Here is a 15,068-nt window from a genome sequence, read left to right as displayed (position 1 = left end):
TGGAGCGAAAAGCCTTTGTGGATCACATCTCTAAACTGAAGAATGAGCAGTCAACTGTTGGATTCAGGATAATCAAAGGAGACATTCATGTTCGCCAACTTCGGATTTGGTACCCTTGTCATTATTCTCATCGTGCTGTTTACAGCATTTCGCATCTTGCGGGAATATGAACGAGGCGTCGTATTCATGCTTGGCCGCTTCCACAAGGTAAAAGGTCCGGGCTTGATCCTGATAATTCCCGGCATCCAGAAAATGGTACGAGTCGACCTGCGCACTGTCGTAATGGATGTACCCAGCCAGGACGTGATCTCGCGGGACAATGTCTCGGTGAAAGTCAGTGCGGTGGTGTACTTTCGCGTAGTCGATCCGCAAAGAGCCATCATTCAGGTGGAGAATTTCCTTGCCGCCACCAGTCAGTTCGCGCAAACAACTCTGCGCTCCGTGCTGGGCAAGCACGAGCTCGATGAGATGCTGGCGGAACGCGAGAAACTCAACATGGACATCCAGAAGGCGCTTGACATTCAGACCGACGCCTGGGGCATCAAGGTCTCCAACGTCGAGATCAAGCATGTGGATATCGACGAATCCATGATACGCGCCATTGCCCGCCAGGCGGAAGCGGAGCGCGAGCGGCGCGCCAAGGTCATTCATGCCGAAGGTGAATTGCAGGCATCGGACAAATTGATGCAAGCGGCACAAGTTCTTTCTCAGCAAACCGGCGCGATGCAACTGCGCTATCTACAGACTCTCACCAACATCGCTACGGACAAATCCAATACCATCATATTTCCAATACCGATGGATTTGGTATCGGCACTGACGGATTCCCTCAACCGTAATCCCAAGAAGACCTCTGAATAAATCCTCTGCGGCGTGCCACTGACAAGCCAAGGATATATTCGATGACCCCCAGGTTTTCCGAAAATAGCGGCACTGGCAATGCACAAACGAAGGGTAAACGAAAAGAACGGAGAGAGCGAAGAAGTCCGGTGAATTCTGGACTTCTTTTCTTGAATGCGATTAACCGATCAGGCCATCGCTTTGATAGCGGCAGACAAGCGGCTCTTGTGACGAGCAGCCTTGTTCTTGTGGATGATTCCTTTATCGGCAATCGAATCGATGGTGCCAATGGATGCCGCGAACGCAGCTTGTGCGACAGTTTTGTCGGTGGTCCCAACAGCCTTCCTCACATGCTTGATCGCGGTGCGCAATTGGGAACGCAGACTGGTGTTGTGGTCACGTTGCTTAACATTTTGTCTCGCACGTTTTCTCGCTTGTGCACTATTGGCCATGTAAATTCCTCGAAATTGACGACTGCTTAAAATCTTTGAATATTACGGATATTTTCACCATATTGCAAGGAAAAACCACGCGGCCCGCCCTCGTCAATTGAACTGGCGGCGCGAAAATCCAGCGAAAATCCATCTGAATCCCGGTTGTTCCAAAGCAAAATCAGTGATACGCGGCCACAACAGAAGCATTCAGGTTAACATACTCCCCCATGAATCTGCTCAAAACCCTTGCCACCGTTAGCGGGATGACGCTGATATCCCGTATTTTGGGGTTTATACGCGATGTACTGATCGCGCGTATTTTCGGTGCCGGAATCGCGACTGATGCATTCTTCGTTGCCTTTCGCATTCCCAACCTGTTGCGCCGCCTGTTCGCAGAGGGTGCGTTTTCGCAAGCATTCGTGCCCATACTTGCGGAATACAAAAATCGCCGCACCCCGGAGAAAACACGTGAATTAATCGATCATGTCACAACACTGCTGTCGATTACGTTATTCCTGGTTACATTGATAGGTATCATCGCCGCACCCCTCATCATATACGTAAGCGCGCCGGGATTCGCGGCCAGCCCGCAGAAATTCGAGCTGACAGTCGAGCTGCTGCAAATTACCTTTCCCTACATCCTGTTCATCTCATTGGTCGCCCTGGCAGGAGGGATACTCAATACTCACGGCAAATTTTCGGTGCCGGCACTCACCCCGGCATTGTTGAACCTGTCGTTCATCGGCTGCGCTTTGTGGCTTGCGCCATTCATGGATCCGCCGGTACTTGCGCTCGCCTGGGCAGTATTCATCGGAGGCATGCTGCAGCTCGCCTTCCAGGCACCATTTCTAATGCGTCTCAAGCTGATGCCGCGTCTGCGGCTGAAATCCCCTGATACCGGCGCATGGCGCGTACTTAAGCAAATGGGTCCTGCGGTGTTTGGCGTCTCCATCGGACAGCTGAGCTTGCTCATCAACACAATATTTGCCTCATTCCTTATTACGGGCAGCGTATCGTGGCTCTACTACGCCGACCGGTTGATGGAATTCCCGGCCGGCCTGCTGGGTGTCGCGCTGGGAACAATATTGCTGCCCTCATTGTCCCGCCACTACGCCGACAATAGCACTGAAGAATATTCGCGCCTGCTGGACTGGGGCCTGCGCCTGACCATGCTGTTAACGCTACCTGCAGCGCTGGCGCTGGCGCTGCTCGCCACTCCGCTTATCACCACGCTATTTTATCACGGCGAGTTTTCCGTCAATGATGTGTGGATGACGCGTAATGCGCTGGTGGCTTACAGCTTGGGACTGTTGGGACTCATCCTGGTAAAGGTGCTCGCTCCCGGATTCTACGCACGGCAAAATATCAAAACACCCGTGAAAATCGCCATCATCACGCTTATCGCAACCCAGTTAATGAATCTCGCATTTATCATGCCATTGCGCCATACGGGGCTGGCGCTATCCATTGGTCTGGGTGCGTGCCTCAATGCCGGGTTGCTCTACTATAAACTGCGTAGTCAACAGATTTATCAACCCCAACCGGGATGGGCAATTTTTCTGGCCAAGATATTGATGGCGCTCACAGCGATGGGTGGCGTATTGTGGTTTGCCTCGGGTAGCGACGCGTCATGGTTGCTGGCCCCCACCCTGGAGCGCGCTGCCCGGCTGACATGGGTAGTAGTGGCCGGTGCTTTAAGTTACTTCGCTATGTTATGGCTGCTCGGTTTCCGTCTCAAGAATTTTACGCGACGCGACGCGACATAAGCCGAAGCCGGAGTTGAAACAAGAACTGGAATAAAATCCGCCTGCATATGCCTGTCGATACCTACAATCATTAATTACCGCGGTACAATTTCCTATCTTACTAATCGTGCACCTCAGCCGTAAAAACAGTATGTTCAAATTACTGTTTTCCCTCGGCGCCCACGCCTCTAATTCCTTTCACGGAACCCACATTAAGAATCGTAATAATAGATAATATATGCTATTAAATTAATATATTATAATATATATTAGATGTTTGTCATTGACATCCAGAATCATGGTAAGCACTCTTTTTAAAAGTGAATTTTACTGACAGCAGCACGCAAAAACAGAAGCTGCGCCGCACATGAGAAAAAAGTTCATTTTTAACCCGAATTAGCCCTATAATGGCGACGCTTACTTTGTGCTAGCTGCACATAATTTATATATTTTAAACATGGCCCACCTCGTCAGATCTTCCACCTTATCATTATTCCTTCTGGGATTTCTTCTTAGCGGTTGCGCCACAACCAATAAGAGCGCAATGACTAGCGAGAGCGTTTCGGCTAATAGCGCTGCCGCCACGAATGCTTCGGCTGACTCTGGCGCCGCCGCTACGAGCATGCCGACTGATACGAGCGCTAGCACCAGTACTTCGGCTGACACAAGCACAAGCACAAGCGCTTCAGCCGAGAAGAGTGCCGCAACCAATAGTGAAAAAAGCGCACCGGAATCAGTAAGCGGTCCCGTATTCAAAAATGGCGCGCCAACCGCCTATCCGAAATATACTGAAAAGAAAGACCCGTGGGAACCCGTGAATCGCAAGATATTCGGGTTTAATGAGTCGGTTGACAATTATGTGTTCAAACCGGTGGCAAAGGGCTACAAGTGGCTGGTGCCCGATCCGATTGAAACGGCGGTGGGAAACATTTTCTCCAATTTGAATGATGTCCCCGTAACAGTTAATAACCTGCTACAGCTCAAATTCGGTAATGCACTGACGAGCACAACTCGCTTTCTCGTCAACAGCACCCTCGGCCTTGCAGGCATCGTTGATGTGGCTAGCGATATTGGCCTGGAAAAGCGCGACGAGGACTTCGGGCAAACCATGGGCTATCATGGTGTCGGAAGCGGACCTTATCTGGTGTTGCCCTTTCTTGGTCCCAGCACGACTCGGGACGCTGGCGGCCGTGTGCTTGACCTGGCTACCGATCCGGTTTTTATAGGCAGCTTCTTTGTAGCACCTTTTATCGGTCCCATAGTTGGCGGAACCCGGGCCACCGATACACGCGCCGGATTGCTTAAATCCGAGAAAACGCTGGATGAAGCCGCATTGGATAAGTATGAGTTCGTACGTGATGCCTACCTCCAGCGGCGCCGCAGTTTAGTGCATGACGGCAATCCGCCCAAGAGCAAAGAAGATATCGAAGAAGATTGAGCGATCCTGAATATTCAGGATCGCAGTTCCGCTCCGGGTAAAGAAGTCCGCGCTATACAAAACAGCGCGACGAGGGAGCGGACTCTTCTCGGGGGAGGAAATACCTCCCCCGCTATCCCGTGTATGCTCAATCAAGCTCATTTTCTGAATTGAGTCTTGTCTCAAAAAATGGCGGGTTGTATAACGCTTTCCGCCGTTTATTCCCAGAATTATAGGTAAACCCCTAAATCAAGACATTGCACGTAATGCTGCGATACGTGCTTCGAGTGGCGGGTGCGACATGAATAGTCCCTTGAGGCCGCCATCTCCTCCGGAAATGCCGAATGCCGCCAGCCTCTCCGGCAGCTGCGAGGGTTCATGCTGTTGTTTAAGACGTTCCAATGCGGCAATCATTTTGTTCCTGCCAGCCAGTTGCGCACCGCCCGCATCGGCACGAAACTCGCGCTGGCGACTGAACCACATGACGATCATGCTGGCAAGTATTCCCAACACCATTTGGGCTACTAAAGTTGTGATCAGAAAAGCCGGACCGTGGCCCCGCTCGGTTTTAAACACAACTCGATCCACAAGGTGGCCAACCACTCTCGATAGAAAAATCACGAAGGTATTGACTACACCCTGAATCAGCGCAAGTGTTACCATATCGCCGTTTGCGACATGACTTATTTCATGCGCAAGTACCCCTTCGATTTCATCTTTCTGCATGCTATGTAGCAGACCGGTGCTAACAGCCACCAGTGCATCATTGCGGTTCATGCCGGTGGCAAAGGCATTCACGTCGGGCGCATCATAAATCGCCACTTCCGGCATGCCAATTCCGGCAAGATCGGCCTGACGCCTGACAGTTTCCACCAGCCAGCGCTCGGTTGGATCGGAAGGCTGCTCGATCACCACCGCGCCAGTCATACGTTTTGCACTCCACTTGGACATGGCAAGGGAAATCAGAGACCCACCAAATCCAATCACTCCCGCCATGATAAGCAGAGAATTGAAATCTATGCCGCTACCCTCCGCATCCAAAATGCGGTCCACGCCTAACAGGCGCAGGGTAATGCTCAGTACCAATAGAATCGCCAGGTTGGTAATTAAAAATAAGAAAATTCGTTTCATAGAGGTAGATTCCGTTTTTATCCATAGGGGAGACGGATGGTAAATGGGGCCGTGCATTCAGTTTTCAAGTGCGGGACTGCTCTCTACCACCTATTGCGACCGGCAAAAAAATATAAACCGCCAAGCCACCAAAGATCAAGAAAAAAATCGCCGACCAATCCGGAAGATTGAGCGATGCGAATTTCCAGATCGCATCTGCGCAGTCTCCGTTTGCTTCGAACATGGTGGGCCACCATTGCGCAATGGGCAGAGCATTCAAGAATTTTTCTTCCGGGCTGATACCGCATTCGAATGCCTCGGGATAGCGCACTAGCCATGCCTGACGCAGCGCAACCACCGCCCCGGCGAATGCGAAAACCACCATCGCACCACTGTATATCCGGCGGACCGTTACCTGGGGATTATGGAGAAACGCCAATAGTGCGGTTAAACCCACTAACCAATAGGCCACGCGCTGGACAACGCACAATGGGCACGGCAAAAGGTTTTTTATCAGTTGAAGATAAAGGGCGTAGCTGATCAGGCTGGCACAGCTTAGAAATATCAATAAAAAAATCGCTCTTATTCCCGGCTTCATCGACTAATTATACGGCTGTTAAGATCTGCGGCCTGCCGGCTTAGCAGAAGGTTGAAATTTCCCTTGATGCCTGACCGCCAGCTGCTGATAGCGCGAATTGGATTCGGCAAATCCAAAGATCGTGACCGTCTACGGCTGGTAGCAGGTAATCAGGGTAAGACAGTCTGCCCAGTTTGAGCGAGCGTTCCACCATCGCCTTGGCTATAATTATTCTTACAGAAGTTTCGAGCCAGATGGCTAAACGGATGGAGCGAGCCGCTCCAGAACGCCGGTGAATACAGCCTGACGGGGACATGCTGCAGACTGCTACCAGACTGCTACTTTGGCGGCTCTTTCTCCGCAGCCGAGGAGCCATAGAACTGGGTGCCAAGCTCAATCAGGGCGCGGCCCTGATTTCGCCGGTGCCGATTGGTATCGCGCAAGGAATAGACGCAGCCGCAATATTCTTGCTGGTAGAACTCTTCCCGCTTGCTGATTTCAATCATGCGTGCCGAGCCGCCGCCTTTTCTCCAATTGAAATCCCAATAGGTGAGTCCATCATAGCGTCCCGCCGCACGGCGACCGCAATCGTTGATCTGTTCCATGTTCTTCCAGCGCGAGATACCGAGTGAGCTCGTCATCACGGGAAAGCCATTCTCGGACGCGTACAACGCCGTGCGCTCGAAGCGCATATCGAAGCACATGGTGCATCGAATGCCGCGTTCGGGCTCCCATTCCAACCCTTTGGCGCGGGCAAACCAGTTTTCCTTATCGTAGTCGGCGTCGATGAATTCGATCCCATGCTTATCCGCAAATCGGACATTCTCGTCCTTTCGCAGAAGGTATTCCCGCTCGGGATGTATGTTCGGATTGTAGAAGAAAATTGTGTAGTCGATATTGGAGGCCAGCATGGCTTCCATGACCTCTCCCGAACAAGGCGCACAGCACGAATGCAGCAGCACTTTCTTGTGGCCGCCTGGAGGAATAAGGTTTGGTCGTATCATTTCATTCATGGCAACAGGCTATCAGACTTGCGCGTAATTTTCCACCGTCAGACACGCACGATTCTTCAAGTTCATAGGCTAGCAGCCTGTCGGACTTGAAGAATCTTAGTCTGTCTGGTGTGTAGTATCCGTTTCTCGAACCCTCCGCATTCCACCTGCAACCATCTTATATTCCAGCAAACGGCATTCCAGCGCGCCGTTGAACAGAGGCGTGCGACGTGAGGCGGTCAAGCGTATACATTTTGGCAGAAGCGGATCAGCGGTAAAAATATAAGCGTTCCAGCCACTGAATTTTTTCTTCAACACATCTCCCAGTTTCGGATAAAACTCCAGAAGCCTTTCCGACTCACCCAGGCGAACCCCGTAGGGAGGATTGGTGACAAGAAAACCCATCGGTGTGGGTGCGGAGATCTCCAGCACATTCGCCTGCTTCAGGGTAACAATCTCGGAAAATCCCGCGGCGGATAAATTTGCACGAGCATCCGCCAACACGTCACCATACAAATCGCTGCCGAATAAGGGCTGGCGGACTACCGGTTTTTGCCGCGCCGTGGCGGCATCCTTAAGCTGAACCCAGAGTTTCTCATCAAATTTCTTCAGCTTCTCAAAAGCAAAACTGCGCCCCGCTCCAGGGGCGATATTTAATGAAATTTGCGCTGCTTCCAACAGGAAGGTACCGCTGCCACACATCGGGTCGAGCAGTGGAACGCCTGGCTGCCAACCCGTCAGATTCAAAATTCCGGCAGCCAGATTTTCCCTTATAGGAGCGTCTCGGGAAGTTTTTCTTAGACCGCGCTTGAATAATGCATCGCCGGAGGTATCCAGATATAAAGAAAACTTCTGCGCATCAAGAAAGCCGTGAATGCGTATATCCGGCCGCACCGTATCCACACTGGGACGACCGCCGGTAATCTCGCGAAATTTGTCGCAGACCGCATCCTTGATTTTTAGGGTGACAAAATCGAGACTGCGCAATGGGCACTTGATCGCAGCCACATTAACCCGGATAGTGAGCGCGGGAGCAAACCATTCAATCCACGGCAAGGCGCGAGCGATCCTATATACGTCAGTTTCACTCGCATAAGGCTGGCTTGCAACCTGCCAAAGAACACGGCTGGCAATGCGGCTTTCCAGATTAGCCCGGTAGCAGATTCGCCAGTCGCCCTGAAACTGTACCCCGCCATCGCGTCCCCGCACAGAAGAAGCACCGAGTTGTTCCAGCTCGGTGACGAGTACGGACTCCAGTCCGCGCGGGCAAGGAGCGAAAAAATAATGAAGCGTCACTGCTGCAATGGCGTTACCGGTACCACCAGGACTACGACAGCATGGCTCATTTTTCAGACCATACGCCATAAGCGAGCATTGCCCATGCACTCAGAAACGCAACACCGCCAAGCGGCGTTATCGCGCCGAGTCCGCGTATCCCCGTCAAACTCAGCACATACAGACTGACTGAAAACAGAATGATTCCCGCGACCATCGACCAACCCGAGAACACGATCAGTCTGGATTTCGGAAAATGCAGCAATATCAGACCCACCGCGAGCAGGCCCAGCGCATGATAAAAATGATACTGTACCCCCGTTTGATATACCGCGAGCATATCTGTGGAAAGTCTCTGTTTAAGACCATGCGCACCGAAAGCGCCGAGAGCTACGCACAAAAATGCATTGATAGCGCCGAGCATGAGGAAGGTTCTTGGCATTGGAGATAATTTTCCTGGCAAAAAAGGCTAAACAAAATAAAGTAGCCGGGGAATCGTATAGATTAATACTGAAAAGCAGTACCTGGCGTACTGAGGATTAATGCGGGGTATCAGGCATATCTCAAGTCTGCATTACCGCACCCTAAATGTCCACAATGATCGTAAATTTTTTATAATCACGTTGATGTCAGCGTTGGGGCGCGTCGGATACGCCATACTACTCACCTTTCTCCGACACGTTTGCCTTGCTCCACCCTTTGGCAAATTTCATCCGTATGACATCGCCGACGTCTATCTGGCTACTATCTCTCAGTATTGTGCCATCAGCGGTATACGCGATACTGTAGCCGCGCTCCAATACCGAGGCCGGATGAAGATGCGCAAGGTTGGCCTGCTGACGCCGTAAACCCGTTATGAGCATCTCGATGCGGCTGGCTCCTGCGCGATTCAACCGAAGGCCTAGTTCCTGCTGCCGTTCGATCAGCCGGGAGATATCAGGCCGGATAACGGCAATGCGCCGATCAAGGTCGCGTAAGCACCAATACCTGATCTCGGCGTTCCGTTGCCACGAACCAGCCAGCCGTTCGCGCAAACGCTGAAGGTGTGCCAGCTGGTTATCAATCCGCTCTCCAGGATGCACCAACCGGCCTGCGAGCAAATCGGTATTCTGCATGCGGCTTTCAATCCCGCGCCGCATATCCCGCTGTACGCGGCCATACAGAATATTCGCACGATGCAGCAATTCTTCCCGATCCGGGCAGACGAGCTGGGATGCGCCGGTTGGCGTAGGTGCGCGAATGTCGGCAACAAAATCAGCAATGGTAAAGTCGGTCTCGTGACCCACGCCACTGATGATGGGAAGCGGACAAGCAGCAATCGCCCGTGCCACAATCTCCTCATTAAACGCCCACAGATCCTCGATACTGCCACCGCCTCGACATATAATCAGTACGTCGCACTCGGCGCGGCTTGCAGCCTTCTGAATAGCCGCCGCAATTTTTATGGCCGCACCGGCACCCTGCACCGGCGTGGGATATACGATCACCGGCAGCGAAGGCATGCGCCGCCGCAATGTGACCAGCACATCATGCAATGCAGCGGCGGCTGGAGAAGTAATGATACCGATCTGTTTGGGGAATACCGGCAGTGGTTTTTTCCGCTCAGGCTCAAACAGCCCCTCTTTTCCCAATCGAGTCCTGAGTTGCTCAAAAGCCTCGAACAACGTACCTGACCCCACCCGCCGGATGGTCTCGATATTCAGCTGAAAATCTCCGCGCGCTTGATACAACGTCACAAGCGCACGTACCTCCACCTGCATGCCATCCCTGGGCTCCCAGCCGAGATACTGATTTTTGTCCCGGAACATGACGCAGCGTACTTGAGCGCTTGAGTCTTTGAGAGAAAAATACCAGTGACCCGAACCGTAGCATTTGATATTCGAGATTTCGCCGCTCACCCATAACAATGGAAACGCCTGCTCAAGCAAGTCCTTGGCACCACGGTTTAATTCACTCACACTCACGACGGTGCGAGCAATCTCCATTTCCATAAGAAAATTCATCTTGACATTCTACAGTAATCCACATTTGTAACAGAAATTGCGTAATTGCCCCGGTCAAACCCGCATGAATCCTATCGATAGGGATAACTATCTGTTTTACAACGATTATATAGAAGTATAAAAATTAACCTACCCAAAAAATATTGTTATGGGAGGCCGACTTAATGCCCTTATCTGCAAATTATCCACAAACTTATCCACAGCAATTGTGGACAAGAAAATAACTCTTCTTATCCTCTTATCCTTGCCGAAATTACATGAGCAAGATACATTATCCTAAATCCGGTAATTGAACGAGCGGTGGGAGTATGCGGCTTTTGCGGCTGGATTTGAGATTATGGCTCTGATTTTACGCACCGGATTACTAAGGAGACTGTCGCGTGTTCGCTTTGATTCAAGCTGCCGGCTGGCCAATCTGGCCGATTATCCTGGCTTCCGTCGTTGCCGCCGGCATTATTGGTGAACGCATTTGGACCTTGCGCCTGAGTGTGGTAACGCCGAGAGACCTCCTGCCAAAGGTAGTGCACGAATACCGTAAAAGCGGTGTCAGTGAAGATATGCTTACCCGTCTCCAGAATCACTCTCCCCTCGGACAGATTTTTGCGGCGGGTTTGAGAAATGACCAGAGTACGCGCGAAATCATGAAAGAATCCATCGAAGAAGCGGGGCGTTCAGTGGCGCATGACCTTGACCGTTATCTCACCACGCTGGGAACCATCGCTTCCCTGAGCCCGCTGATGGGTCTGTTCGGAACCCTGGTCGGCATGATCGAGATTTTCGGTGTGAACACGCCTTCTACCGGAAGCGGCAATCCGGCACAACTTGCTCATGGTATTTCCGTGGCGCTCTATAATGCGGCATTTGGTATCCTGGTGGCTATTCCCAGCATGATTTTTTATCGTCATTTCCGTGCCAAAGTCGACGCGCTGGTGGTGGAAATGGAATTGCAGGCACTCAAGCTGGTGGAAATCATACACGGCGAGCGGCGTGATTAATCAATTATCGTCAGTTGCCACGACACTGCTAATCCTATGAATTTCCAGCGCGGCAGACAAAAAGAAGAGCCTGAAATTAATCTGGTGCCAATGATCGACGTATTATTGGTCATTCTAATTTTCCTGATGATTACCACGACTTACTCGAAATTCTCCGAACTTGAAATCAATCTGCCCCAGGCGACATCCGGCAAGCCTGCTGACCGCCCTAATGTCATAGACGTCTCGATTAGCGCTGCCGGAAGTTATATGGTCAATCGTACACCCGTTAAACATCCCAGCGCTGAAGGACTCAGCAGTGAATTGCGCGCCGCAGCGGGGGATCGCCCTGATCCGGTAATTGTCATTAATGCGGATGCGCACGCCACGCACCAGTCGGTTATAGCGGTTATGGAGGCTGCACGCCTGGCGGGATATGGTCACATTACTTTCACGACAGAAAATCCCTGATAGCATTCCCGCAGTCATAGAAACGGACGTTAAAATGTACGACTTTTGCGAATAAGAAATTGGGATTATCCTGAATCCGGTAGTTGGACAGGGTGAAGCGTACAATTTTGGTGCAGCATAAGGCACAACCACCGGATTCAGGGTTATGTAGCTGGCTGAACGTGAAGGCTGATCCCGCCTGGTTAAAAAGATCTTATAAAATTGAGGTAATAACTTATGGACGCAAAATTGCTTGATATTCTGGTATGTCCATTATGCAAAGGACCACTGCTTTACAGAAAATCGGAAAATGAACTGATCTGCAAAGCGGATCGGCTGGTTTTTCCCATTAGGGACGGTATCCCGGTGATGCTGGAAGACGAGGCACGCAGGCTGTCTCCCGAAGAAGAAGTTTAGCGTTCGCCTGATAATCGAAATCCGGGTAATTCTTTACGCAGAACCTTTCCGCAGAACTTAAGACCCCCAATACAATGAAGAATCCAAATACCACCGCTATCCTTGGCGCTCTCGTGGCTGATTCCGCCGCGCTTGGCCTTCACTGGCTCTACGATCCAGCGCGCATTGCGGAAATTGAAGCTGCCAGGGGGTTAGTGTTTCTGCACCCTGATGCTGACAATTATGCGGGTTCTAAAGGGTACTTCGCCCATGGCAGCAAATCTCCCGGAGACTCAACCAGCTATGGCGAGACGTGCTTGTTGATGCTGAAGCATCTGGCAAAACATGGAAAATTCAATCGTGTCGGGTATCAGACCGAATATCGCGCACATTTTGGGCCCGGCGGTGCATTCGTGGGTTATATCGACTCCCCTACCCGTCAGACTTTGCGCACGCTGTTATCAACGGAGCCCCCGGAATTCCCGGCGGCGTCCGGTGCCGATGATGATCAGCTTCCCGCCCTGGCAGCGCTCCCGGCGCTGGTCGCGGCTCACGTCGGGACGCTGGATGGGCTGCTTGGACAGATCGAGGAAGCCGTGCGCGTAACCAATAATAATGAACTGGCGGTCGCCGCGGCGCGGTGTTCGGCGGCGGCCTTGTTTGAAATGCTGCAGGGTACTCCGATTGGCCAGGCATTGGCGAATGCCCTGCCATTTGCGGGGGATACCCTCACCCCCCTGCTTGAAGAGGTGCTCGCCCTACCCACGCTGGATTGCGTTGCGGTTGCACAGCACTTTGGCATGTCTTGCCATGTCGCGGAAGGCCTGCCGGTAATTTTCCATATTGCGCAACACGCGTCCGGCTATCGTGATGCAGTCGAGTCCAACATTCGCGCCGGCGGCGATAGTTGCGGGCGCTCAATCGTGCTTGGTGCCTTGGTTGCGGCACATGCGGCAACACAGAATAGCTCCGGATCCCCTATTCCACTCTCATGGCTGGCACGATACGGAAAGTTTGCCGCGGCTGCCGACGCGTTTGCGGCACTCTGAAACTTGCGCATTCCCCTCTGAGATCACTTTACCGTATTTCGGGCATAATAAACCGGATAGCATGAGCCAGCCGTTAATGAGTCGAGGAAGAGACGCATGAATTGCGACAGTGAACTGGATGTGCGCGGGCTGAACTGCCCCTTACCTATTCTGCGAACAAAAAAATCCCTGGCGGAAATGACTACCGGGCAAGTACTAAAAATCCTGGCAACCGATCCTGGTGCGGTGATTGATTTCCAGGTCTTCGCTGATCAGACAGGTAATGAACTTCTATCCTTCTCGGAAACAGCCGGAGAGTTCATGTTTTATTTTAAAAAAAAATAGATGTACTAGTGACTAATATACATAGCAGTATCGCAACATAACGTATTTCTTTGAATCCTGTACTTTGAATCCTTGAATCTATTTATTACCTCACCAGCCACATCATTATGCCTGTTAATTTCATACCCTCGCTCCCCGAACAACTGCTTCCGATAAAAGGCGTATCTCTCGGCATTACAGAAGCCGGAATCCGGAAAACCGGCCGTAAGGATTTGCTCGTGATCACACTGAATGAGGGTACAAACGTCGCCGGCCTATTTACGCAGAACGTTTTTTGCGCCGCGCCGGTAGTCATTGCTAAAGAGCATCTTTCGAATCCGGATTCCAGATCTTCGATCCGCGCATTGGTCATCAATACCGGTAATGCCAATGCAGGCACGGGTAAGGAGGGGATTGCACACGCCCGCGCCACTTGTGCCGAGCTCGCCCGATTGCTGGGCTGTGGCAGTCATCAGGTGCTGCCCTTTTCCACCGGGGTGATCATGGAGCCCCTGCCGCTGGAAAAAATTGTCGCGGGCTTGCCCGCGGCGATAGCCGACCTCAAGCCGGACAACTGGTTCGCTGCCTCCCAGGCAATCATGACAACCGATATCGTCTCCAAGGCGGTCTCGAAGCAGATTTCACTCGACGGCACGACCGTGACTGTTACCGGCATTGCGAAAGGCTCCGGGATGATCCACCCCAACATGGCAACAATGTTGAGTTATATAGCCACCGACGCGGCCTTGACTCAACCGCTGCTGGAGGAAATCGTGCGGCATGCAGCGGATAAGTCATTTAACCGCATCACCGTGGATGGCGATACTTCCACTAATGACGCTTTCATTCTGATTGGCACAGGTCATGCCGGCAATCCGGCAATCACGGATAAAGCAAGCTCCGGATTCACCGCACTACAGGATGCGGTAACAGAAGTTGCGGCGCAGCTTGCGCAAGCAATCGTACGTGATGGGGAGGGCGCCACCAAGTTCATCACCGTACGAATTGAAGGCGGTAAGACACCAGACGAATGCAACCAGGCTGCATACGCCATTGCTCGCTCACCGCTCGTTAAAACCGCTTTCTTCGCATCCGATCCTAATCTGGGCCGAATACTCGCGGCTATTGGTTACGCGGGTATAGATGGGCTTGACGTGAACAGGTTGCAACTCTATCTGGATGACGTATTGGTCGCAGAGAATGGCGGCAGGGCATCCGGCTACCGGGAACAGGACGGACAGCGAGTAATGAAACAATCTGAAATCACCGTGCGGGTTGTGCTTGATAGAGGCTCGGCGTCTACCACGATATGGACCTGTGATCTGTCTTATGATTATGTAAAGATCAATGCGGATTATCGAAGTTAGCCCATACACCTGTGCAATAGGCAATAATCAGCGAGGCAAGGCAGGCCTCAAAACTAACCGTATAAAAGACGATAGTTGCGCGCCCTGACAAAGCGCACAACTATCCTTCCTTTCAACGACCCGCGCTTTCAAATCC

Annotated in this window: 16 protein-coding genes; 9 read left to right on the top strand and 7 right to left on the bottom strand. The window is 51.9% G+C overall.

The window, feature by feature from the left end; genetic code table 11:
• The first annotated feature begins 87 nt into the window (after positions 1-87).
• Entirely contained in the window at positions 88-861 is a 774-nt protein-coding gene (locus BLR00_RS06505) for a slipin family protein (protein WP_074631635.1), read from the top strand.
• A gap of 167 nt (positions 862-1,028) precedes the next feature.
• Here the strand turns inward: BLR00_RS06505 and rpsT are convergent, their stop codons facing one another.
• Positions 1,029-1,292 carry a 30S ribosomal protein S20 gene (gene rpsT, locus BLR00_RS06500; protein WP_074631634.1) on the bottom strand — a complete coding sequence of 88 codons (264 nt, stop codon included), beginning with the start codon at positions 1,290-1,292 and terminating at the stop codon, positions 1,029-1,031.
• Between the two features lie 209 nt (positions 1,293-1,501).
• On the opposite strand from rpsT, the gene murJ reads away from it, so the two are divergent.
• The gene (murJ, locus tag BLR00_RS06495) at positions 1,502-3,040 is read left to right on the top strand and encodes a murein biosynthesis integral membrane protein MurJ (protein ID WP_074631633.1); all 1,539 of its coding nucleotides are present in this window, start codon (positions 1,502-1,504) and stop codon (positions 3,038-3,040) included.
• Positions 3,041-3,563: 523 nt separating this feature from the next.
• Positions 3,564-4,457, top strand: a complete 894-nt coding sequence (locus BLR00_RS06490) for an MlaA family lipoprotein (RefSeq protein ID WP_074631632.1) — start codon at positions 3,564-3,566, stop codon at positions 4,455-4,457.
• A 228-nt stretch (positions 4,458-4,685) separates the two neighbouring features.
• Here the strand turns inward: BLR00_RS06490 and htpX are convergent, their stop codons facing one another.
• The 6 genes from htpX to xseA all read right to left on the bottom strand — a co-directional run bounded on the left by htpX (position 4,686) and on the right by xseA (position 10,393).
• Positions 4,686-5,567, bottom strand: coding sequence for a protease HtpX (gene htpX / locus BLR00_RS06485; RefSeq protein ID WP_074631631.1), 882 nt, complete (start codon positions 5,565-5,567; stop codon positions 4,686-4,688).
• A 64-nt stretch (positions 5,568-5,631) separates the two neighbouring features.
• Positions 5,632-6,144, bottom strand: coding sequence for a disulfide bond formation protein B (locus tag BLR00_RS06480; protein ID WP_256324070.1), 513 nt, complete (start codon positions 6,142-6,144; stop codon positions 5,632-5,634).
• A gap of 317 nt (positions 6,145-6,461) precedes the next feature.
• Positions 6,462-7,127 carry an epoxyqueuosine reductase QueH gene (locus BLR00_RS06475; RefSeq protein ID WP_218124349.1) on the bottom strand — a complete coding sequence of 222 codons (666 nt, stop codon included), beginning with the start codon at positions 7,125-7,127 and terminating at the stop codon, positions 6,462-6,464.
• A 105-nt stretch (positions 7,128-7,232) separates the two neighbouring features.
• Entirely contained in the window at positions 7,233-8,411 is a 1,179-nt protein-coding gene (locus tag BLR00_RS06470; RefSeq protein WP_074631629.1) for a THUMP domain-containing class I SAM-dependent RNA methyltransferase, read from the bottom strand.
• A 46-nt stretch (positions 8,412-8,457) separates the two neighbouring features.
• A complete protein-coding gene (locus tag BLR00_RS06465) occupies positions 8,458-8,832 on the bottom strand; it encodes a DUF423 domain-containing protein (RefSeq protein ID WP_074631628.1) in 375 nt (124 codons plus the stop codon).
• A gap of 217 nt (positions 8,833-9,049) precedes the next feature.
• On the bottom strand, positions 9,050-10,393 hold the full coding sequence (gene xseA / locus BLR00_RS06460) for an exodeoxyribonuclease VII large subunit (protein ID WP_074631627.1): 1,344 nt from the start codon (positions 10,391-10,393) through the stop codon (positions 9,050-9,052).
• Positions 10,394-10,773: 380 nt separating this feature from the next.
• Between xseA and BLR00_RS06455 the strand changes: the two genes are divergently transcribed.
• The 6 genes from BLR00_RS06455 (at position 10,774) to argJ (ending at position 14,932) form a co-directional block, all read left to right on the top strand.
• Complete coding sequence (locus BLR00_RS06455) at positions 10,774-11,388, top strand: MotA/TolQ/ExbB proton channel family protein (RefSeq protein ID WP_074631626.1); 615 nt, start codon at positions 10,774-10,776, stop codon at positions 11,386-11,388.
• 36 nt (positions 11,389-11,424) lie between these two features.
• Positions 11,425-11,838, top strand: a complete 414-nt coding sequence (locus tag BLR00_RS06450) for an ExbD/TolR family protein (protein WP_074631625.1) — start codon at positions 11,425-11,427, stop codon at positions 11,836-11,838.
• Between the two features lie 216 nt (positions 11,839-12,054).
• Entirely contained in the window at positions 12,055-12,234 is a 180-nt protein-coding gene (locus BLR00_RS06445; RefSeq protein ID WP_074631624.1) for a Trm112 family protein, read from the top strand.
• 74 nt (positions 12,235-12,308) lie between these two features.
• On the top strand, positions 12,309-13,262 hold the full coding sequence (locus tag BLR00_RS06440) for an ADP-ribosylglycohydrolase family protein (protein WP_074631623.1): 954 nt from the start codon (positions 12,309-12,311) through the stop codon (positions 13,260-13,262).
• Positions 13,263-13,358: 96 nt separating this feature from the next.
• The gene (locus tag BLR00_RS06435) at positions 13,359-13,586 is read left to right on the top strand and encodes a sulfurtransferase TusA family protein (RefSeq protein WP_074631622.1); all 228 of its coding nucleotides are present in this window, start codon (positions 13,359-13,361) and stop codon (positions 13,584-13,586) included.
• Positions 13,587-13,693: 107 nt separating this feature from the next.
• Positions 13,694-14,932, top strand: a complete 1,239-nt coding sequence (argJ, locus tag BLR00_RS06430; protein WP_074631621.1) for a bifunctional glutamate N-acetyltransferase/amino-acid acetyltransferase ArgJ — start codon at positions 13,694-13,696, stop codon at positions 14,930-14,932.
• Positions 14,933-15,068: the final 136 nt, after the last annotated feature.

The organism is Nitrosospira multiformis (genome assembly GCF_900103165.1).
Classification (GTDB): domain Bacteria; phylum Pseudomonadota; class Gammaproteobacteria; order Burkholderiales; family Nitrosomonadaceae; genus Nitrosospira; species Nitrosospira multiformis_D.
Note: the sequence above shows the minus strand (reverse complement) of the source record. Positions and strands in the feature narration are given on the sequence as shown.

Bases quoted from the DNA above. Each gene is read 5' to 3' on its own strand.
- BLR00_RS06505 (WP_074631635.1), top strand. From the start codon at position 88: ATGTTCGCCAACTTCGGATTTGGTACCCTTGTCATTATTCTCATCGTG.
- rpsT (WP_074631634.1), bottom strand. From the start codon at position 1,292: ATGGCCAATAGTGCACAAGCGAGAAAACGTGCGAGACAAAATGTTAAG.
- murJ (WP_074631633.1), top strand. From the start codon at position 1,502: ATGAATCTGCTCAAAACCCTTGCCACCGTTAGCGGGATGACGCTGATA.
- BLR00_RS06490 (WP_074631632.1), top strand. From the start codon at position 3,564: ATGACTAGCGAGAGCGTTTCGGCTAATAGCGCTGCCGCCACGAATGCT.
- htpX (WP_074631631.1), bottom strand. From the start codon at position 5,567: ATGAAACGAATTTTCTTATTTTTAATTACCAACCTGGCGATTCTATTG.
- BLR00_RS06480 (WP_256324070.1), bottom strand. From the start codon at position 6,144: ATGAAGCCGGGAATAAGAGCGATTTTTTTATTGATATTTCTAAGCTGT.
- BLR00_RS06475 (WP_218124349.1), bottom strand. From the start codon at position 7,127: ATGATACGACCAAACCTTATTCCTCCAGGCGGCCACAAGAAAGTGCTG.
- BLR00_RS06465 (WP_074631628.1), bottom strand. From the start codon at position 8,832: ATGCCAAGAACCTTCCTCATGCTCGGCGCTATCAATGCATTTTTGTGC.
- xseA (WP_074631627.1), bottom strand. From the start codon at position 10,393: ATGAATTTTCTTATGGAAATGGAGATTGCTCGCACCGTCGTGAGTGTG.
- BLR00_RS06450 (WP_074631625.1), top strand. From the start codon at position 11,425: ATGAATTTCCAGCGCGGCAGACAAAAAGAAGAGCCTGAAATTAATCTG.
- BLR00_RS06445 (WP_074631624.1), top strand. From the start codon at position 12,055: ATGGACGCAAAATTGCTTGATATTCTGGTATGTCCATTATGCAAAGGA.
- BLR00_RS06440 (WP_074631623.1), top strand. From the start codon at position 12,309: ATGAAGAATCCAAATACCACCGCTATCCTTGGCGCTCTCGTGGCTGAT.
- BLR00_RS06435 (WP_074631622.1), top strand. From the start codon at position 13,359: ATGAATTGCGACAGTGAACTGGATGTGCGCGGGCTGAACTGCCCCTTA.
- argJ (WP_074631621.1), top strand. From the start codon at position 13,694: ATGCCTGTTAATTTCATACCCTCGCTCCCCGAACAACTGCTTCCGATA.